Annotated in this window: 18 protein-coding genes; 11 read left to right on the top strand and 7 right to left on the bottom strand. The window is 27.5% G+C overall.

Translation table 11 applies throughout. The annotated features are described in order from the left end of the window. Nucleotides 1-19: 19 nt before the first annotated feature. Nucleotides 20-775, bottom strand: coding sequence for a hypothetical protein (locus GQX97_RS10470; protein ID WP_157151904.1), 756 nt, complete (start codon nt 773-775; stop codon nt 20-22). 245 nt (nt 776-1,020) lie between these two features. Here GQX97_RS10470 and GQX97_RS10465 point away from each other — a divergent pair, with 245 nt between their 5' ends. Both GQX97_RS10465 and GQX97_RS10460 read left to right on the top strand, forming a co-directional pair. Continuing rightward, the gene (locus GQX97_RS10465) at nt 1,021-2,085 is read left to right on the top strand and encodes a Glu/Leu/Phe/Val dehydrogenase (RefSeq protein ID WP_157151903.1); all 1,065 of its coding nucleotides are present in this window, start codon (nt 1,021-1,023) and stop codon (nt 2,083-2,085) included. A gap of 202 nt (nt 2,086-2,287) precedes the next feature. Then, nucleotides 2,288-3,028 (top strand): uracil-DNA glycosylase family protein, encoded by a 741-nt coding sequence (locus GQX97_RS10460; protein ID WP_157151902.1) that lies wholly within the window; start codon nt 2,288-2,290, stop codon nt 3,026-3,028. A gap of 259 nt (nt 3,029-3,287) precedes the next feature. On the opposite strand, the gene GQX97_RS10455 is transcribed toward GQX97_RS10460, so the two are convergent. Beyond that, nucleotides 3,288-4,157, bottom strand: a complete 870-nt coding sequence (locus tag GQX97_RS10455) for a glycine--tRNA ligase subunit alpha (RefSeq protein WP_157151901.1) — start codon at nt 4,155-4,157, stop codon at nt 3,288-3,290. Between the two features lie 236 nt (nt 4,158-4,393). On the opposite strand from GQX97_RS10455, the gene adhE reads away from it, so the two are divergent. From adhE to GQX97_RS10410, 9 genes are all read left to right on the top strand, one after another. Beyond that, a complete protein-coding gene (gene adhE, locus GQX97_RS10450) occupies nt 4,394-6,997 on the top strand; it encodes a bifunctional acetaldehyde-CoA/alcohol dehydrogenase (RefSeq protein WP_157151900.1) in 2,604 nt (867 codons plus the stop codon). Between the two features lie 116 nt (nt 6,998-7,113). Next, the gene (locus GQX97_RS10445; protein ID WP_157151899.1) at nt 7,114-7,374 is read left to right on the top strand and encodes a hypothetical protein; all 261 of its coding nucleotides are present in this window, start codon (nt 7,114-7,116) and stop codon (nt 7,372-7,374) included. After that, nucleotides 7,364-9,967 carry a hypothetical protein gene (locus tag GQX97_RS10440; protein ID WP_157151898.1) on the top strand — a complete coding sequence of 868 codons (2,604 nt, stop codon included), beginning with the start codon at nt 7,364-7,366 and terminating at the stop codon, nt 9,965-9,967. The genes GQX97_RS10445 and GQX97_RS10440 overlap by 11 nt, the downstream gene beginning before the upstream one ends. After that, on the top strand, nt 9,964-10,710 hold the full coding sequence (locus GQX97_RS10435) for a glycosyltransferase family 2 protein (protein WP_157151897.1): 747 nt from the start codon (nt 9,964-9,966) through the stop codon (nt 10,708-10,710). The genes GQX97_RS10440 and GQX97_RS10435 overlap by 4 nt, the downstream gene beginning before the upstream one ends. A gap of 113 nt (nt 10,711-10,823) precedes the next feature. Further along, a complete protein-coding gene (locus tag GQX97_RS10430; RefSeq protein WP_157151896.1) occupies nt 10,824-11,732 on the top strand; it encodes a glycosyltransferase family 2 protein in 909 nt (302 codons plus the stop codon). 77 nt (nt 11,733-11,809) lie between these two features. Beyond that, entirely contained in the window at nt 11,810-13,120 is a 1,311-nt protein-coding gene (gene eno, locus GQX97_RS10425; protein WP_368666578.1) for a phosphopyruvate hydratase, read from the top strand. 267 nt (nt 13,121-13,387) lie between these two features. Beyond that, nucleotides 13,388-13,837, top strand: coding sequence for a bacteriohemerythrin (locus GQX97_RS10420; protein WP_157151894.1), 450 nt, complete (start codon nt 13,388-13,390; stop codon nt 13,835-13,837). A gap of 134 nt (nt 13,838-13,971) precedes the next feature. Further along, nucleotides 13,972-14,430 carry a bacteriohemerythrin gene (locus GQX97_RS10415; RefSeq protein ID WP_157151893.1) on the top strand — a complete coding sequence of 153 codons (459 nt, stop codon included), beginning with the start codon at nt 13,972-13,974 and terminating at the stop codon, nt 14,428-14,430. Between the two features lie 38 nt (nt 14,431-14,468). Then, nucleotides 14,469-17,249, top strand: coding sequence for a TreP protein (locus GQX97_RS10410; protein ID WP_157151892.1), 2,781 nt, complete (start codon nt 14,469-14,471; stop codon nt 17,247-17,249). A gap of 361 nt (nt 17,250-17,610) precedes the next feature. On the opposite strand, the gene GQX97_RS10405 is transcribed toward GQX97_RS10410, so the two are convergent. The 5 genes from GQX97_RS10405 to GQX97_RS10385 are packed head-to-tail and all read right to left on the bottom strand — an operon-like array spanning nt 17,611 to nt 20,853. Beyond that, complete coding sequence (locus GQX97_RS10405) at nt 17,611-17,862, bottom strand: DUF167 domain-containing protein (RefSeq protein ID WP_157151891.1); 252 nt, start codon at nt 17,860-17,862, stop codon at nt 17,611-17,613. A gap of 14 nt (nt 17,863-17,876) precedes the next feature. Then, nucleotides 17,877-18,479: a tia invasion determinant gene (locus GQX97_RS10400; protein WP_157151890.1), complete on the bottom strand. Its 603-nt coding sequence runs from the start codon at nt 18,477-18,479 to the stop codon at nt 17,877-17,879. A gap of 6 nt (nt 18,480-18,485) precedes the next feature. Beyond that, on the bottom strand, nt 18,486-19,103 hold the full coding sequence (locus GQX97_RS10395) for a tia invasion determinant (RefSeq protein ID WP_157151889.1): 618 nt from the start codon (nt 19,101-19,103) through the stop codon (nt 18,486-18,488). A 28-nt stretch (nt 19,104-19,131) separates the two neighbouring features. Then, complete coding sequence (locus GQX97_RS10390) at nt 19,132-19,908, bottom strand: hypothetical protein (RefSeq protein ID WP_157151888.1); 777 nt, start codon at nt 19,906-19,908, stop codon at nt 19,132-19,134. Nucleotides 19,909-19,917: 9 nt separating this feature from the next. Then, nucleotides 19,918-20,853: a hypothetical protein gene (locus GQX97_RS10385; RefSeq protein ID WP_232473327.1), complete on the bottom strand. Its 936-nt coding sequence runs from the start codon at nt 20,851-20,853 to the stop codon at nt 19,918-19,920. Nucleotides 20,854-20,900: the final 47 nt, after the last annotated feature.

Here is a 20,900-nt window from a genome sequence, read left to right as displayed (position 1 = left end):
ATTTTACTCCATAATTTTTTTATTTAGATTTATAATCAGTTAAATATATATCTATATTATCAAATATTCCAGTGATAGAATTATATTTTATTATTTTTCTTGAATCATCATTTTCTTCTATATATGCTCCCATTTTGGGAAGAAATATAGAAAAAGGTATGCCTTCAATTTTTACTTCCATTTCATAAGCATTTTTTTGATTGGTATTAATGTCTATTTTTTTTATTCCATTATATATAACATAAGCTTTAAGTTTACTATCTGGGCTTGACGTAGGCATAATAATATTCATTTGATTGGTAGAGCCTATTGGATAAGCTCTTGCAATTTGATATATTCCATACATAGAAAATATTGCCAAACTTCCTGCATTATTGGTATAGTCTACTTTTTTTCTAATATCGAATGTGTACTCAATGTTTCCAAAATCATAATGATCTATATTTTTTGCATACACTGTTCTCATGTTTTTTAAATCTATTGTGTAGTAGTTTTCTGATTTTCTTACATTAGTTAGAAAAGTTTCTTTCAATTTGAAAGGGTCTTTTAAATTGTTTGTTACATTTCCTCTAATGTATGTTTCTTTTATATTCCAGTAATCTTTATTGATAGAAGTTTCTGTGTATATAATTATTGCTTTATCTTTTTTTGAAGATATTCCCTTGTATGTAAAATATTCATTTTGAGGTAAGTTTTTAATATTAGTATATGAGTAGTATTGTGCATTTAGAATATTAAATGTAAATACTATAAAAATAATTATTAATTTTTTCATTGCTATATAATAAACTTAATAGTACAAATTTCAATATACAAAATAGAAAAATATATTATTTACAGTACACATGGTATATATAATATTATTATTTATAAAAACTTTAAAATAATTCTATATAAAAAAATTATTATAAAAAAATAAATAAATAAAAATATAATTATTATCAAAAAATCTTGACAACTTCAAAAGCCTAACTATACTTGAATTTATATGATAATTTTATACAAGGAGACATACAACTTATGGAAATTTTTAATTACATGGAAAAATATAATTATGAAGAGTTAGTATTTTTCAATGATAGTAAAACAGGTCTTAAAGCCATTACATGTATTCACTCTACAAAATTAGGTCCTTCTTTGGGTGGAACTAGACTTTGGAATTATAAATCGGAGAGTGAAGCTATAGAAGATGTTTTAAGACTTGCAAGAGGTATGTCTTTAAAATCGGCATGTGCTGGTCTTGATTTGGGAGGGGGAAAGACAGTAATAATAGCAGACCCTAAAAAAGTTAAAGGCAATGAACTTTTCTGGAGGTCTTATGGAAGATTTATTGAATCTTTAAATGGAAGATATATTACTGCTGAAGATGTAAACACAAGCACAGAAGAGATGGAATATGTTGCTAAAGAGACTAGTTTTGTAGCTGGGCTTAGAAGCAATTCAGGAGACCCTTCACCTATGACAGCTTATGGTGTTTATATGGCTATGAAGGCTAGTGCTTTTAAAGCATTTGGAAGCGATAATTTGGGTGGCAAAAAAATATCTGTTCAGGGGCTTGGACATGTGGGGTTAGTTTTATGTGATTATTTGGCTAAGGATAATGCTGAGTTAATAGTATCTGATATTGACAGCGATAAAGTAAGAAAAGTTGTTGAGCTTTATAAGGCTAAAGAAGTTGATGTTAATGCTATATATGAACAAGATGTTGATATATTTGCTCCTTGCGGACTCGGTGCTATTATTAATGATGAAACTATACCAAAATTAAAATGTAAGGTTATAGCTGGTTCTGCTAACAATGTTCTTAAAGAATCTCATCATGGAAAGATTTTAAAAGAGAAGGGAATAGTATATGCTCCAGATTATGTAGCTAATGCGGGAGGGGTTATAAACATAGCTATGGAAAAACCTGTTTATAATTATGAAGCAGCCAAAAGTGCTACAGAGAAAATATATAATAGGGTATTAGATATTTTTGAAATGTCTGACAGAGAAAATATTTCCACTAATGAGGCGGCAGATAAATTAGCTATAGAGAGAATAGAAGCAATAGGCGAAATACATTCGAGGTATATAAGAAAGTAGCATATATTTAAGCGAACATATTTTGCAATATAAGTTTTTGCATTATTCAACTTTTTTACACCGCTGTGCACAAAAGATACTTTAATTTGCTATCAAAAAATAAGTTTGGCTTGTTAGGCGTGCATAGTGGTGTGAAAAACTAAATTATAAAATAATATATTTTTAAGTTATAATTAATAAAAATATTATGGGGAATATTAATATGTATGATTTAGAAAATATGAAAAAATATTTCAAAGACGATTGTATAAATCAAAAATTATTAGAACTATATGAACAAAAATGGAAATATATTGAAGAAATAAAATCAAAAGATAAAGATGGAGATATAGTATTTCAATTAGCATGCATACCAGAAAATTATTATAAATGTAACTATAAAGTTCTTATAGTAGGACAAGAAACATATAAATGGCATAATAAAAAATCAAGTGCTGAAGATAGCATGCTTTACACTTTAGAAAAGGAATATATGAAAAAAACAAGATCCCCTTTTGCTCTATTTGCTTATAACTTTGTAAGTAGAATAAATAATTTAAATAGTAAATACTATAAAAAATCTTATTTTGCTTGGTCTAATTTAAGAAAATTCTGTTATAAAATAGATAATACAAAAAAGAAAAAGCCAAGCAGCCAGTTGCCTGCTGAAATAGAAAATATTATAGATAAAAATTTTTATATATTAGAGGATGAAATAAAAATAATTAATCCTGATATAGTGTTGTTTTTAACAGGACCAATATACGATGAATATTTAAAAAAACATTTAGAAAACATCAAATTTGAAAATATTGATAATTATAAAAAGAGAGAATTTGCCAAAGTAATACATAGCTCTTTACCTGAAAAATCATTTAGGATATATCATCCTGTATATCTGCAGAGAATAAAGAAAAAAAAAGAATATTTAAATAAATTAGTAGAACTCTGTCAAATAAATTAAAAATAAAATTATTATTAATATAATTAAAAGATTATATTTTACAATATAAGTTTTTTGCTTTATTCAACTTTTTCCCGCCTTCGCTTTGCGGGCTTCGCCAAAGTTTTCGCCCTTCGGGCACGCTTCGCAGGGGGGGCTAGTCCCAGCAAATAATTAAAAATAAAAAACTAATTTTTAATAAACTTAAAAATTTTTAGTATATAAAAAAGCGGGCTTAGAAAATAAGTCCGCTTTATTTTTATATTATTGTTTTATATTTTTATTTTTTTATTAATGGGTAGCCCATTTTTTCTCTTGATTCTATATAAGCTGCAGATACCTTTTTCATTAAATCTCTTACTCTCGCAATATATCCAGCTCTCTCTGTTACACTTATTGCATTTCTAGCATCAAGCATATTAAATACATGTGAACTTTTCATTACCATATCATAAGCAGGAAGCACACATCCATTAGCTAAACATCTATCGCATTCTTCTTCATATTCTTTAAAATGCCTAAAATACATATCAGTGTCAGCTATTTCAAAATTGTACTTAGAAAACTCTTTTTCTCCTTGTAAGTGTACATCGCCATATTTTATTCCATGTCCCCATTCCAAATCATACACATTATCAACATTTTGCAAGTACATGCATATTCTTTCAAGTCCATAAGTTATTTCGCCTGTTATAGGTTTTAAGTTTACTCCTCCAACAGCTTGGAAATATGTAAACTGTGTTATTTCCATACCGTCAAGCCAAACTTCCCAACCAAGTCCCCAAGCTCCAAGAGTAGGTGATTCCCAGTCATCATGAACAAATCTTATATCATGGTCTTTGAAACTTATTCCTAATGCTTCTAAACTTTGTATATATAAATCCTGAATATTTTCTGGAGATGGCTTCATTATTACTTGATATTGATAATAATGTTGAAGTCTGTTTGGATTTTCTCCGTATCTTCCGTCTGTTGGTCTTCTTGAAGGCTCCACATATGCAACGCTAAAAGGCTCTGGTCCTAATGCTCTTAATGCAGTTGCAGGGTTAAATGTTCCTGCTCCTACTTCCAAGTCATAACCTTGCTGTATTATGCATCCGTTTTCGCTCCAGAATTTATTTAAAGTCATTATTAAATCACTAAATGTCATTTTTAGGTTTTCTCCGATAATATTATATTTTTCATGTCTATTATATAGTATATACAATTTAATTGCTATAAATTTATTAAAAAATCATCTTTATTTTATATACTTTTTTATGTTTTAATACAAAAATTTAATGTTCTTTTTGTGCTATTTTATATTTATTATGATATTGCTATTGACTTTATTATATAGTTATAGTACAATATTGTTAAAAATTTTTTAATGCTTAGGAGAAATCAATGACTAAAGATACAAAAGCAAAAAGCGGAAATTCTATACTAGACGACTTAATAGCAAAAGCAAAAAAAGCACAAGAAATATACGCTGCTTTCTCACAAGAACAGGTAGATGAGATATTTAAAGCATGTGCCATTGCTATTAATAGCAGAAGAATACCGTTAGCAAAAATGGCTGTTGAAGAAACAGGTATGGGCGTAGTAGAAGATAAAGTAATAAAAAATCACTTTGCTTCTGAATATATCTATAACAAGTTTAAGAATATGAAGACATGCGGAATCATAAGTGAAGATACTGCTATGGGAATGAAAAAAGTAGCAGAGCCTATTGGTATAATAGCTGGTGTTGTACCTACTACAAACCCTACATCAACAGCAGCATTCAAATCATTAATAGCTTTGAAGACAAGAAATGCAATAGTATTTTCTCCTCACCCAAGAGCTAAAAAATGTACTGCTGAAGTTTGTAAGATTATTAATAAAGTAGCTGTTGAGCATGGTGCTCCTGATGGACTTATAGGTTGTATTGAAGAACCTACTGTTGAGCTTTCTGCTGCTTTAATGAGCCATCCTCAAATTGATTTAATACTTGCTACTGGCGGACCTGGAATGGTTAAGGCTGCTTATTCTAGCGGTAAACCTGCTTTAGGTGTTGGTGCTGGTAATACTCCTGCTATAATAGATGAAACTGCTGATATTAAAATGGCTGTTAACTCTGTTATAATGAGTAAAACTTTCGACAACGGTATGATATGTGCTAGTGAACAGACTGTTGTTGTTGTAAAAAGCGTTTATGAGGAAGTAAAAAAAGAATTCTTATATAGAGGTGCTTATCTTTTAAATAGAGATGAGAAAGCTAAACTTAGTAAAGTAATGATTATAGATGGAGCTTTGAATGCTAAAATAGTAGGTCAGCCTGCTTATGTTATAGCTAAAATGGCTGGCATCACTGTTCCAGAAGAGACAAAAATACTTATAGGTGAAGCTTCTTCTATAAGCAGAGATGAGGCATTCTCTTATGAAAAATTATCACCAGTACTTGGTATGTATAAAGCTGATAATTATGATGATGCTGTTCAAAAAGCTCATGATTTGATAGTGTTTGGAGGACTTGGACACACTTCTGTACTTTATACAGATGAAGATAATCAAAAAGAAAGAATTCAAAAATTCTATGACAAAATGCCTACAGGAAGAATACTTATAAATATGCCATCTTCTCAAGGAGCTATAGGAGATGTATATAACTTCAGATTAGAACCATCTTTGACTTTAGGATGCGGAAGCTGGGGTAACAACTCTACAAGTGAGAACGTTGGTCCTAAACATCTTTTAAATATTAAATCTGTAGCTTCAAGGAGAGAAAATATGTTATGGTATAGAGTACCAGAAAAAATATATTTAAAAAGAGGTTCTTTGGATGTTGCTTTAAGAGAGTATGCTAACAAAAAAAGAGCATTAATCATCACAGACGGACCGCTTTTCAAACTAGGTGTAACTGATAATGTTACTAAAGTATTAGATGATATAGGTGTAAAATACACTATATTCTCTGATGTTAAACCTGACCCTACTTTAAGTACTGTTAGAGATATAGTAAAAACTGCTAATGCATTCGAACCTGATGTTATTATAGCATTAGGAGGCGGTTCTCCAATAGATGCTGGTAAAATTGCTTGGCTTCTTTATGAAAACCCTGAAGTAAAATTCGAAGACATTGCTATGGTATTTATGGATATAAGAAAGAGAATATGTGATGCTGGTGAATTAGGTAAAAAAGCTCAGTTTGTTGCTATACCTACTACATCTGGTACTGGTTCTGAAACTACTCCTTTCGCTGTTATCACTGATGATGCTACACATATTAAATATCCTATTACAGATTACGCTTTAACACCTGATATGGCTATACTTGATGCTAATTTAGTTATGACTATGCCAAGAGGTTTATGTGCTGCAAGCGGTATAGACTCTTTAACTCACGCTTTAGAGGCTTATGCTTCTATATGTTCTACTGAGTTTTCTAACTCTAATGCTGAAAAAGCTATTAAACTTATATTTAAATATTTACCTGCTTCATATAAAGAAGGTGCAGAAAATCCTGTAGCTCGTGAAAATATGCATTATGCTGCTTCACTTGCCGGTATGGCTTTTGCTAACGCTTTCTTGGGTATTTGTCACTCATTGGCTCATAAACTTGGTGCTGCTTTCAATATCCCTCACGGTATTGCTAATGCTCTTTTAATATGTCAGGTTGTAAAATATAATGCTAATGAAAAACCTACTAAACAAGGTTTATTCCCTCAATATAAATATCCTCATGCTAGAGAAAGATATGCATTTATTGCTGATATGCTTGATCTTGGCGGTAAAAATGATAATGAGAAAGTAGCTAATTTAATTAAAGCTATCAATGGTCTTAAAAAAGAACTTGATATACCTTTGTCTATTAAAGATTATGGTATCACTGAAAAAGACTTCATGGCTAAACTTGATGAGATAGTAGAACAGGCATTCAATGACCAATGTACTGGTGCTAACCCAGTTTATCCTCTTATGAAAGAGCTTAAACAAATTTATTTAGATGCTTATAATGGTGTTTATTAATAAAACATTTCTTTCATAATTGTTATATGGGTGAGAAGCTTTATTAGTTTCTTGCCCATTTTTTGTTGACAATAGTTGTTTTTATAGTAAAATGTCTTACAATAATGGGGATCTATATGCAACAAACAAACAAACAAACAAACAAACAAACAAACAAACAAACAAACAAACAAACAAACAAACAAACAAACAAACAAACAAACAAACAAACAAACAAACAAACAAACAAACAAACAAACAAACATTTCTACACAATCTCAAGTTTTACTCTACTAATATACTCTATTACTATTGCAAAAATTTTTATTACAAAAATAGAAAGCTTATTTCTAATAGATTCAATATTTTTTCAAGGAATAATAATATATGAAAAATAAAAATATTTTTCTGAAAATTTACATAGTATTTGTTGTTATACTAACTATTTCAGTAATAGTATTATATATTTTAGGTAAAAAAGAAAGAGTAGGCTATTTATCAGAGTTTAATATAAATCTTAATAAAACTTTAGAAATAAATGGCTTAGACGTAGAAGAAACTAAAGAATTATTTACTGTAGATAATGAGTTAGATGATACTGCTATTACTAATTATATATTTACTAATACTTCTATAACAAATTATAGTTATGATTTTAGAATAAAATATTATAGTAAAGTATTTAGACATGGCGATTTATATGGAGTTTATCCTAATTTAAATAATTTACCAAAATATATTCAATCAGCTAAAATGGGTGACAGATTTGGTACTCCTTTTGGTAATTTAGCTTCTACTAAAATTCTAGATATAGATAAAATTGATAATATTAAATATGTTTTAAAATTAAAATATAATATTATATTTGCATGTATATTGACATGTATTGTGCTGTCATTAATGTTTATTTATATATACAATATCCATAATTTTATTCATATAAATACTCTTTTAAAAAGAGATAAAATAGTATTTATAGTTATTTTTGTGGTAATACTTTTAATAGTAGTATTAGCTTTATTAGGTAAAAAAGAAAGAGTAGGCTATTTATCAGAGTTTAAATTAAATGTTAATAATACTTTAGAAATAAATGGCTTAGATAAAGAAGAAACTAAACAATTATTTACTATAGATAATAAGTTAGATAATACTGCTTTTACTAATTATATTTTTACTAATAATTCTATAACAAATTATAGTTATGATTTTAGAATAAAATATTATAGCAAAATATTTAGAAATAGCTATTTATATGGAGTTTATCCTAATTTAAATAATTTACCAGAATATGTACAATTAGCTAAAATGAATGATAGATCTGGTACACCTTTTGGTTCTTTAATATCAACTAAAGAATTAAAAAATGATGATAAAATCAATACTAAATATTATTTGCTAATAAATTTTGATATATTCTATTATATAGCAATTATTTTCATTATTACTTTATTATGTGTTGGATTTTATCTTCTTCAAGAATATTGGAAGTATAAGAAAACTTTAGATAAAAAAGATTATTTATTTGTAAATAAAATAGAACTTGTAGGAATATTATTATTTGCTTTTCAGTATTGGATGTTTTATCCAGGATATTTTGGTAATTGGGATACTTGGAGAGCTATTACCCAAGGGGTATATTATCCTAGTCTATCTTCAAATTGGCACCCTATTATATTAGATTTGAGTATAGCAATTATTGATAAAATAGGCCTTACAATGTCAGTATTTTTATTTATTAACTTATTTTTATGGTACATTTCTATATCTGCCATCATTATTTCTATTTATATAAAAACCAAAAATAAACTAATAATATTACTATTTTTAATTTCTTTTATCTTACAAATATTCCTATATAATATAGAATATTTAAAAGATTCTGTGTCTACTTTATATGTAATATTTTCTTATTCAATTGCATTTTTTATAATTATGACTCCATTAAAAAATAAAAATAAAACAATATTAAAAATAATATCATTATTATCTTTAATAATTGGAATGCTTCATAGGCATAATTTTATAGTAACAGTTTATCCTATATTAATATGGTTTACTTATGATTATTTAAAAACTAAAAACATTGCTAGCATAAAAAAATATTTATTTTCCTTTACCTGTATAATGTTTATCAATGCTATTATTTTAATGGGTATATATTTTATATTTCCAAGAATATTTATAAAAAATATAACAAAAACAGCTACCTATCATATATACAATTTACAAATAGCATGCTGTTTAGTTCCGGCAAATGATTCTTCTTTAATTCCAGAAAATTGGTGGGGGGAAAATAAAAGTTTTAAAGATCTTGTAGAGCAATACAATAAAGATCCTTTTTATGGAGACCCAATATTAAATGATAGAATATTTGTAGCGCCTAGTACATCGGAATTGAAAAAAGTATGGATAAAATCTATATTAAAATATCCTAAAAATTATATAAAGTATATGTTTAATTATATAAAAGCTATGTGGACACTTGAGTATAGGAAAATGCAGATAGAACAATCCTATACTAAAGAATATACTGATAAAATTATAAGCAAAATGTTTGATAGAGGATTACGTACAGTAATGAACTCTAGTAATGATTTTAAAGATACAAAATTTTATAAAGAAAATCAAGAGATTAAATTCACAGAGCTAAAAAAATCAATTTTTGATTTTCTAATAATTATAATGCCAAACATCAATGTATTTTTATTTATACTAATATCAATAATACTATTTTTTGTATCTGGAATATTTTTATTATTAAAAAAAGAATTTATAAATTCTATATTAATATTTACTTTTTCTGTATCTTTTTCATCAGTAGCTACAGCAATTATAGTAGCAGTTTTTACTCCTGTAGTAGTTTGGTATCAATATAGATATATTTACCCAGTAATACCAATAAGTATATTATCACTAATAGGATTCATAACTTTTATTTATGATAGAGGTGGTTTTAAAAAGTTTATTAAAGAATTGAGAGGTAATAAATGAAAATATCAGTAATAATACCTTGTTATAATGAAGAGAACACTATAGAAACAATAATAGATGCTGTGAATAATTCTAAATGCTCTATAGAAAAAGAAATTATCGTAGTGGATGATTTTTCAAAAGATAATACAAGAGAAAAATTAAAATTACTTGAAAATAAAGTTAGTAAAATACTATATCATGAAAAAAATATGGGTAAAGGAGCTGCACTTAGAACAGGTATTAAAGCTGCTACTGGAGATTTTGTAATTATACAGGATGCAGATTTAGAATATGATCCAAATGAATATGATAAATTATTAGAACCACTTATTAACAATAAAGCTGATGTTGTTTTTGGAAGCAGATTTGCAGGCGGAGAATCCCATAGAGTATTGTATTTTTGGCATCAGATGGGTAACACTTTTTTAACTTTATGTTCTAATATGTTTACGAATTTAAATCTTACAGATATGGAAACTTGTTATAAAGTATTTAGAAGAGAAATTATACAATCTATAGATATTAAAGAAAATCGATTTGGTTTTGAACCAGAAATTACAGCTAAAATATCAAAAATCTCAAATATTAGAATATATGAGGTGGGAATATCATATTATGGCAGAACTTATAAAGAAGGTAAAAAAATAGGATGGAAAGATGGTTTTAGAGCTTTATGGTGTATTTTAAAATATAATTTAAGACCAGACCAGACCAGACCAGACCAGACCAGACCAGACCAGACCAGACCAGACCAGAAATAATATGTAACAATTACATATGTACTTATAATAATTCAAAATATAAAAAATTACAACCTATGTTGCAAATTGCAGCATAGGTTTTTTGTGCTTTAAATTTACTTAGGAAATATCTTATGAAAAAAATATCAGTGATAATACCATGTTATAATGAAGAAATAACTATCAAACAGGTAATAGAAGAATTTAGAAAATATTTGCCAGAAGCTGAAATAAATGTTTTTGACAATAACAGCAAAGATAATTCTGTAAAACTAGCTAAAGAAGCAGGTGCAATAGTAACAGAAGTTAATTATCAAGGTAAAGGTGAAGTTGTAAGAAGAGCTTTTTCAGATATTGAAGCTGATATATATATTATGGTTGATGCTGATATGCAATATGATATATCTGAAATAAAAAAACATATACAATACTTTTTAGAAAATAAACTTGATATGCTTAATATTTCAAGAGAAGTAGTAGATGAAGATGTGCATAGAAAGGGGCATACTTTTGGGAATGCTATGCTTACAGGATTTGCAAATATGTTATTTGGTAAAAAATTTAATGATATGCTTAGTGGTTATAGGATATTTTCTAAAAGATTTGTAAAAAGTTTTCCATCTGCCTCAAAAGGTTTTGAAATAGAGACAGAGCTTACTATATATGCACTTCAAATGCGTTTACCTGTAGGAGAAGTTCCTGCTAAATATTTTAAAAGACCTGAAGGATCACATTCTAAACTTAATACATTTAGAGATGGTTTTAGAATATTATTCACTATTATTTATTTAATGATGACAGAAAAACCAATGATATTTTTTAATATAATAAGTATTATATTATTTATTATAGGTATGTATTTAGGTATCAGTATCACTATAGAGTATTTTGAAACATTAAAAGTTGATAGATTTCCTACAGCAATACTAACAATATGTTTATTAATATTATCAGCATTATCATTTTCTATAGGTTTAATAATGAATGCTATAGGGAAAATGATATCAGAAAATAGAAGATTTAATTATAATTCTTTTAAATAATTATATTATTACATCATTATTATTTTTTTAACTTGAAATTTATACATTATGTTATATGATATATACAATTATAATTTATAAGGAGTAATAATATGTCTTTAATAGATGATATAGTAGCTAGAGAGATATTAGATTCAAGAGGAAACCCAACAGTTGAGGTTGATGTTTATTTAGATAGCGGAGTTATGGGTAGAGCAGCAGTTCCATCTGGAGCTTCTACTGGTGAACATGAGGCTGTAGAATTAAGAGATGGTGATAAATCTAGATATTTAGGCAAAGGTGTTCAAAAAGCAGTTGAGAATGTTAATGAAATTATCTGCAATGAACTTATTGATATGGATGCTTTAGATCAGGTTGAAATAGACAGAACTATGATAGAACTTGACGGTACAGAAAATAAAGGTAAATTAGGTGCTAATGCTATACTTGGTGTATCACTTGCTGTTGCTAAAGCTGCTGCAGAAGAATTAGGTATGCCTTTATATAGATACATTGGCGGTACTAATGCTAAAACTTTACCAGTACCTATGGCTAATATTTTGAATGGCGGTGCACACTCATCAGCTCCAATAGACTTCCAAGAATATATGGTTATGCCAGTTGGTGCTCCTACTTTCAAAGAAGGTATACGTTATGTAGCTGAAGTATTCCATAATTTAAAAACTATACTTCATGATAGAGGTTTAAGTACCACTGTTGGTGATGAAGGTGGTTTCGCTCCAACTCTTAAAGATAATGAAGAGCCTCTTCAAGTAATTATGCAAGCTATAGAAAAAGCTGGATACAAACCTGGTGATGATATAATGATTGCTATGGACCCTGCTTCAAGTGAATTCTATGATAAAAATAAAAAGAAATATGTATTTAAGAAATCTGATAACAGAGAATTAACCCCTGCTGAAATGGTTGATTTTTATGTTGATTTATGCAATAAATATCCTATTATCTCTATAGAAGATGGTGTTGCTGAAGATGATTGGGATGGTTGGAAAATATTAACAGAAAAATTAGGTAAAAAAGTTCAATTAGTTGGTGATGACTTGTTTGTTACTAATGTAAAAAGACTTCAAATGGGATTAGATAAAGGTGTTGCTAATTCTATCCTTATTAAAGTTAATCAAATAGGTTCTTTAACTGAAACTTTAGATTCTATTGAACTTGCTAACACTCATAACTATACTGCAGTAGTTTCTCACAGATCTGGTGAAACAGAAGATACTACTATTGCTGATATAGTTGTAGCTACTAATGCTGGTCAAATTAAAACTGGTTCTGCTTCTAGAAGTGATAGGATTGCTAAATACAATCAATTATTAAGAATAGAAGAAGAATTAGGTGATAGAGCTATTTATTTAGGTAAAAAAGCTTTTTATAATTTAAGTCTATAATTTTATTATAATAGCAATATAAAAAAGAGCTTACAATAGGGAGATGTTTCTTATTGTAGGCTCTTTTATTTTAAATATTTTAGTAGTATATATTTAATTATAATATAATTTTTCAGATACTTATTTTAATATGTAAGTATTAAAAAACCAATTAAAATCCAAATATTTTTTATCTAAAAACATATTTATTTATTGACAAACATAATATTTTTTATATCCTGATTTTATGGGTATCAATATATTACTATATTGGTATAGGGGGTATATATGAAAATTGTTAATAATGAAAAATATATTGCTTGGAATGATAGTTTTAATACTGGTTATAAAAGAATAGATGAGCAGCATGAGAAATTTTTAGGTATGCTTAATAAGCTTTATGAGATTGATGATGATAAAGATTTAAATGACATTAAAGTTCGAGAAAAGTTTAATTCCGTATTAAGAGATACTATAGATTATATGGTTTATCATTTTAAGACAGAAGAAGATATTATGAAAGCCATTAATTATAAAAATCTTGCCAAGCATTCATCAAAACATAGAGATTTCTCAAATAAAATATTAGGTGAGGTAAAAACTTATACTGCTAATAATTATATAGACATAGTAGGTTTAATAACATATTTAAGAAATTGGTTGTTAAATCATATTTTAATAGAAGATAAAGCTTTTGTATATGAAATTAAATCAATTTTAAAAAAAACGGATAATTAATATTAAAAATATCCGAATAGTATTATTAGTATTTTATATGATATTTTTTATAAGTTGTTTTATATTTATATATACAAAAAATAAAAATTTTACTTATATTTAAAATAGAATTATATAAAAAGGATATTTTATATATGGAAGAAACTATTCAAGAAATAAAATGGGAAAGTAAGTTTAATACTGGCTATAAAAGAGTAGATGATCAGCATAGAGAACTAGTAAAGATATTAAATAAACTATATATATTAGTAATGAATAAAGATATATCAAAAGATGATGTGGCAGAAGAACTTAATGGTGTTATTAAAGATACAATTGATTATGTAGCTTATCATTTTTCTACAGAAGAGGCTATAATGAAAGCTATAGATTATAGCGGATTTAAATCTCATGTAGTTAAACATAGAAATTTTACTAATAAAGTTTTAGAAGAAGTAAATAATTATAAGAATGGCAAAGAAATAGATATAAAAGAATTTACTCTATTTTTGAGGGATTGGTTGTTTAATCATATTGTAGTTGAAGATAAAGTTTTTATTAATGAGGTAAAATCTACTTTAGAGAGAATGGCTAGAGAAGAATATAATAGCTAATTATTGACAAAAACATTTAATAATATATATTCTATTTTATGAAAAAATATATATTGTTTTTTTTGATATTTTCTATATCTGTATTGTATGGTCAGCTTCAAATATTCAAACCATTTAGAAAACTACACACAATAAACACAGAAAAATTTGAAATCATATTTCCTCTTGAATCTAGAAGAAGTGCTGAGAAATTGGCTCTTATTGCTGATGATATTTATGAAGAGTATTCTACAATATTAAACAGCAAAGTATATGGCAAAATTCCAGTAGTTATAACACCAGATATAAATTTATTTAATTCTGTAGCAGTTCCTGTGCCTTATCCTAGAGTAATATTATTTGATACGGCAGAATCTGGGGATCTTACTATAGATGAAGATAATTTTAGGGGCACTTTTATACATGAACTTGTACATTTGCTTAGTTTAAACTCTGAAAAAGCTGGTATTCAAACAAGAATTTTCGGTAGTTGGGCTTCACTTGTTTTTATAAATACACCTGCGTTTATGCTTGAAGGTGTTACTGTTAGTATGGAGAGCTATAAGGGGTTTGGGAGAGCTAATGACCCTCTTGTAAAGCAAAGATTAAGACAAGATATATATGAAGGAAAGTTTAAGACACCTATGCAGGCTAGCGACCTTTGGAGAAAAAAACCTTATGGAACTGTGTATTATGAATATGGCGGGCTTTTCTCAAAGTATTTACAAGAGCGTTTTGGAATGGAAAAGTATAATGAACTTTGGGATGCTATGAGGCATAAGTTCTCTTTTTCTTTTAATGTATATAATGCGGGGTTTTATGGGGCTTTTAAAAAGGTTTATAATATAGATTTTGTTGATGTATGGGCCGAGTTTCAAAATTATATTATGATTAAAAATATTAACCCAAGTGAAGCTTTAATGGTTAATGATAGAGAAACATATATTGAAGATATAGATTCTTATAATGATATGCTTTATTATATAGATTCTAACCTTGGTGCTTTATATTCATATAAAAAAACAAGAAATGATGAAAACAATAAAAAAGATTTAAAATTTGAATTTCTAATAGATAAAAGTTCTGAGAGTTTAGATATTTCTTCTGACGGTAAAAGGGCATTGATTGTATCTTATACTTATAATGCTGGACTTTATAGATATATAGTAAAAGAATATGATTTAGAAACAAAAAAAAGAACAAAAAGAAAATGGTATGATTTGCAATATGCAAACTTTTTTAGAGGCGGCATAATAGGCATAGGTAAAGATTTGCATAATACTACTTTTGTTTATATTGATGAAAATAATAATAGAGAAATATTGCTTGAGCCTAATGATACCATTACTTATACTTCTCCTACAGTGATAGATGATAATACAGTAGCTTTGATAGTGATAGATAAAGGCATTAAACATATAGCAATTTATGATTATAATAATAAAACTCTTAAATATGTTGATACATCAGATAACACTCTTAATTATGTGCGTTATTTAAGATATTCAAATAATAGGCTTTTATTTTCTTATAACAATGATGATAGTTTTTATAGATTAGGAGAATTAGATTTAAATGCTAACACAATAAGATTGTACAATAAGAACTATTCTGGGGGTGTATTATCGTCTGTTAATGTTTTAGAAAATGGAGAGAATGTTGTTTATTATAAGGGTAGATTTTCTGAATATGACAGATTAATGACTGAAGATACTACTATTAATCCAGAAATAAAAAATATAACTCTAACAGATAAAACAATAGAGAAGTATAATTTTACTCCTCAAATGGAATTAGGAAAGCATAACCCTTTTAAATATATTAAACCTTGGTCTTTGTGGTTTCCTTTCCCATTATTTAATAATACTTTTCAATATTTTTTTAATGGTATAGGATTAGCTACTGCTGTATCTTCTGTGGAGTTTGATAATCTTTCTATATTGATGATTGGTTATGATATACCTTCTCAGTTTTTGCAAACACAATTAGATATGACATTTAATGATTTACTATATCCTATAAATTTTAAATTTGGAAGCGATATAGTTTATTCAACATACAGCAAATATTGGAGAGTAAGCAGTTCTATTAGTATGCAATTTAATATTTTTACAGAGAGTGATAAGGTATTATTTTATTTATCGCCTGCAATATCTACAGCATTATTTTCTGATACAATATATTATAACAATGCTAGTTACTATCAAAGTGCATTTAATTGGAAATTTTCTTCTTGGGCTTTGAATACTACATTAATAACTCTTTTTAGATTTAGATCCTCTTCTGATAAGCCGTATTTTAATGACTTAGTTCAAATTGCACTTTATCCTACTTATTCTGTTAGGTATAATAAATTTGCTCTAGATTTTAAAACACAATTTCAAACAAGATATGCTCCTCTTAGATTGAGTTTTTACGGCTCTTATACATTTGATACTCCTGCGGCATTTAATGGTGCTTCAAAGGTTTTTGGCGGAAGATATGTTGCTGCACCTCAAGAGTTTTATAGTTATGTAAGCCAACAAAGATACGTCGATAATTATTTTCTTGCGGGTGATGTAGAGCTTTTTGGTTATTTGGATGCACAATTTAATTTGAGTCATTTATATTTTGAAAACTTCTTTGCTTCGCTTTCTTATAGGGGAGCTTATTATGCTAAAGATTATATGCAGTCTATAGCATTAAAGTTGGGATGTGATTTGAGTGTACTTATTTTGCCGTATAATGTTGTTACTGGTCAGCCTTATATATCTTTGGCACTAAAAATGCCGGAAAGAATGACTGATAATATATCTGTTAATGATTTATATATAAGTTTCGGCTATCAGTTTGCTTGGTAGATTATTGTAACTATAATACATTGAATAAGAATTAATTATAAAATTTTTATGTTTTTTATTATTTGCGGGGACTAGCCCCCCTGCGAAGCGTGCCCGTAGGGTAGCACCCCCACTTCTTTTGCCGATAGGCACCTACTCGGTACGACCGTAGGAAGTGCCTTCGGTATTGGTATAAAAGAAGCAAAAGAACTATATTTTTAATTAAAATGCAGGTATTATATTATATTTAATATATATTCCAAACATATAAAGTTAAAAGATTTGCACTTTTTGCTGCGGGAAAAAGTTGAATAAAATAAAAACTTACATAAACAATAAAACTAAAACAATATAAATATAATTCAGCTTTCAAACAAGTATATCATTTACTAAAATAGCTTTCCAATTTATCTTCGTCTATGTTTAGAGAAATAAGTTTTTTGTTGCTTTTCTCGCCCTTTAATATTTCTACATCTTTTTTCTTTAAATTAAGCTCACTCGATAAAAAATCTATTATTGCCTTATTTGCTTTGCCGTCTATGGCTTTGGCGGATATTCTTATATAATATATTCCATTTTCTTTTTTAAAGCTGTTGGATTTGGCTGATGCTGTTACTTTTACTTCTATATTCATAAAATACTACTTTTCTAAACTTTTGGTATTGTAAATCTAAAACCAAGAAGCACTTCATTATATATTTTTGGATTTATATCTATTAGTAATTTATAACCCACTTCAAAAGCAACCCAGCTTGTAATATGATAAACAAAACCAATACTAGCCCCAAAAGCAAGAGCATCTTGACCAGTTTTTAATTGTTCGGTGGTAATTATTTGGTTTATAATGCTTCCAACAGAAAGTCCGAAATAAATAGAAAGCACAGGATAATCTCTAAATAAAATATCAGCCCTTGTATCGAAATCTAATTTTCTATCTGTAAAATAAAAGTTAAGGTCATAATAAAAACTTCCAAGTATATAATGCTGCCTATATGTGTTATCAACTAAAACACTCTGAAGAAAAGAATATTCAAACTCAAATCTAATAGGAGATACTCTATTTGTAGATGATAGTCTATAACCTAAAGAAAAACCTCCTCCAATAAAGTTGGCAAAATTAATAGCTCCGCCTCCAACATTATATGACCTATTAATATCAAATGCATAATTAAATTTAGGAGTGATATATAGCTCTGCAAATATTATTTGAGGCAATATTAAAAATAAAATAACAATATATTTCTTCATCATAATCCCCTAAAAATTTAATCTCATAGAAAGTAACATATCATGATTGAGATTAATAGCCGTATCTAATAATAATCTATATCCAATATCTAAAGTAATTGTTGGATTTAAATGAAAACCCAAATTAATATTAGGTCCATACATAAAAGCAAAATTATCATTATAAGAATAATTCTTTACAAGCCCAAACTTTTCATTGAAAGAAGATGATAAACTATAATCAATATTTCCTCCTAAAGAAAAACCTAAAGATATAGTCATTATATGCCTTTTGCCGTTTCTATATATATTATTTTCTGCTCCGTCATAATTAATATAAATTAAATTAATATCATAATAAATATTAAAAAGCATGCTATGTATATTAATATTATCTATATTGTTTGGATAATTATTAACTTCTAAACCATTTTTATATAAATATTCAAACTCAGCCCTTATAGGAGAATATCTTGAAAGTATATTAAAATTATAACCAATGCTTGCACCAGCACCAACAAACATATTATTATTGCCTTTAATAGAATAAACAAATTTGGGAGATACATAAACTCCATTTTGAAAAGAGTATGATATATTAGCAAATGATAAACATATTATTGTAATTATTAATATTTTTTTTATCATAATTTTTCCTTAATTTATTTACAAAAAACTAAAATAAAACCCCAATAGCAATTCTCGGAAGCGGTATAAATCTAAATAAATATGCATATGATAAACCTATATCAAACAAAGATATGTCTATAAACGGTCTTACCCCCATATCAATACCCATCCCTCTAGATAAGTCTATTCTAAAGCCCATCTCTCCAGCAATAAAAGCATCAAAATATATTCTATCTCTATTTATCATATTTACCATACCAGCTGCATTTGTAGAGTATTCTTTAATTTTAGCTATATGAAGCGTGGCACCCACTTTTGGCATTAAGAAAAAACCGGAAGCCCTATTTCTTTTATTAAAATAAAATCTCATACCAACAGATAAAGGTATTGAGTATGTTTCTGTAAATTGAGGGTTTGCAATATTAGTCATAAAACTGCTTGCTACATAATTACCTAAATCTACATCCAGTTCCATTTTATTCATTATTCTATATGTATATGTTAATCTAAAACCAAATTTACCTTCAAAGTTTTGTTGGTTTGCATCTTTTACTATTAGAAAAGGTAAGCTGAATAAAATAGGTCTTGTTGTTGTTATAAATAAAGTTGTACCAAAATCTATGCCTAAAGAATGCCTATGCGATTTTAATCCATTTTCAAATAAAAGTATTTCAGCATCTTTATCGTTAGTTAATGTTACATATGATGGAATTTGGTCTGAAGGTACTATATCTATAACATCATAATTCATTATAAAATCGGATTGAGCAAAGATGGTACTGCTATATAAAAATAAAAAACATATTAACAATTTTTTTATCATTATAAGTCCTTAAAACCGTATAGTTACTCCAATTCTCGGAAATATTGATAATTTAAGTGATGTTACAAAGTCTATTGCTGCAGGGAAAGTCTCCCAAAGAGGTAAAAATTTGGTAATATCTACAAATCCGCTTCCGAAAAAACCAATCCCCTCTCTAACATCCCCATAAATTCCAGACATAGCTGAAGTAACATAATAACCAATTTCAAATAGAGAAATATCTAAATAAGTGCGCACCTTCCAATCTTTTTTAGGAAATAAATCAATGCTCCATCCAAGCTCATATGATATATAAAAAGTAGGGTCTATTGTAGAACGTTTGGTTTTAAAACCAGTAAGTCCATTTTGAGTTACTATATCATATATTACAGTTTCAATACCAAATCTAATTGTGTTTACAAACTCTCCATTTTTTCCAGACAAAAGCTTAAAACCTATTGTAATAGGCAGATAATAAAAACTTCCCTTAAAAACTGTATCTCCAGTTAGCAGAGAAGCTATACTTCCTATATTTCCCGGAAGGTTTGGAACTTGAGCATGGTTAGTAGCTAATGTTAGAGCATTTTCGGGTGTAATTGTTAGAGTATATTCCAAATGCTGAAGAGCAGCAGAAAATTCTATGGCTATTCCCTTATATAAATAAAATGTATAAGATATATTAGGCACATACCAAAAAGTGCCTTCTGCATCAACATAATCAAAAAAAGTTAAATAGTTGTCTAAATTTATTTTAGCTATAGAAGCAAATGTACCTATATTATATAAAATATTATCTGCCAAAGGAGGAAAAATTACGGAGTAGCTTGGAATTGCATTTATGCTTATAGATTGTCTTTTTTCTTTCCATTCATATTTATCATTATATGAAAACGGGTATAACATGTTTTGATATATAATTATTATGAAAGGTACATAAATAAATATACGAATAAAAATCTTTCTCATAAATACTATTAAACATATTACCCAACTAAAAAATAATTAATAAATAC

It is taken from the genome of Brachyspira sp. SAP_772 (assembly GCF_009755885.1).
Taxonomy (GTDB): domain Bacteria; phylum Spirochaetota; class Brachyspiria; order Brachyspirales; family Brachyspiraceae; genus Brachyspira.
The sequence above is the reverse complement of the archived record's forward strand: the minus strand, read 5'-3'. Positions and strand labels throughout refer to the sequence as shown.

Coding starts and splice junctions, on each gene's coding strand:
- GQX97_RS10465 (WP_157151903.1), top strand. CDS start 1,021: ATGGAAATTTTTAATTACATGGAAAAATATAATTATGAAGAGTTAGTA.
- GQX97_RS10400 (WP_157151890.1), bottom strand. CDS start 18,479: ATGATGAAGAAATATATTGTTATTTTATTTTTAATATTGCCTCAAATA.
- GQX97_RS10445 (WP_157151899.1), top strand. CDS start 7,114: ATGCAACAAACAAACAAACAAACAAACAAACAAACAAACAAACAAACA.
- GQX97_RS10455 (WP_157151901.1), bottom strand. CDS start 4,157: ATGACATTTAGTGATTTAATAATGACTTTAAATAAATTCTGGAGCGAA.
- GQX97_RS10395 (WP_157151889.1), bottom strand. CDS start 19,103: ATGATAAAAAAAATATTAATAATTACAATAATATGTTTATCATTTGCT.
- GQX97_RS10430 (WP_157151896.1), top strand. CDS start 10,824: ATGAAAAAAATATCAGTGATAATACCATGTTATAATGAAGAAATAACT.
- GQX97_RS10415 (WP_157151893.1), top strand. CDS start 13,972: ATGGAAGAAACTATTCAAGAAATAAAATGGGAAAGTAAGTTTAATACT.
- GQX97_RS10420 (WP_157151894.1), top strand. CDS start 13,388: ATGAAAATTGTTAATAATGAAAAATATATTGCTTGGAATGATAGTTTT.
- GQX97_RS10435 (WP_157151897.1), top strand. CDS start 9,964: ATGAAAATATCAGTAATAATACCTTGTTATAATGAAGAGAACACTATA.
- GQX97_RS10460 (WP_157151902.1), top strand. CDS start 2,288: ATGTATGATTTAGAAAATATGAAAAAATATTTCAAAGACGATTGTATA.
- GQX97_RS10385 (WP_232473327.1), bottom strand. CDS start 20,853: ATGAGAAAGATTTTTATTCGTATATTTATTTATGTACCTTTCATAATA.
- GQX97_RS10470 (WP_157151904.1), bottom strand. CDS start 775: ATGAAAAAATTAATAATTATTTTTATAGTATTTACATTTAATATTCTA.
- GQX97_RS10405 (WP_157151891.1), bottom strand. CDS start 17,862: ATGAATATAGAAGTAAAAGTAACAGCATCAGCCAAATCCAACAGCTTT.
- GQX97_RS10410 (WP_157151892.1), top strand. CDS start 14,469: ATGAAAAAATATATATTGTTTTTTTTGATATTTTCTATATCTGTATTG.
- GQX97_RS10440 (WP_157151898.1), top strand. CDS start 7,364: ATGAAAAATAAAAATATTTTTCTGAAAATTTACATAGTATTTGTTGTT.
- adhE (WP_157151900.1), top strand. CDS start 4,394: ATGACTAAAGATACAAAAGCAAAAAGCGGAAATTCTATACTAGACGAC.
- GQX97_RS10390 (WP_157151888.1), bottom strand. CDS start 19,908: ATGATAAAAAAATTGTTAATATGTTTTTTATTTTTATATAGCAGTACC.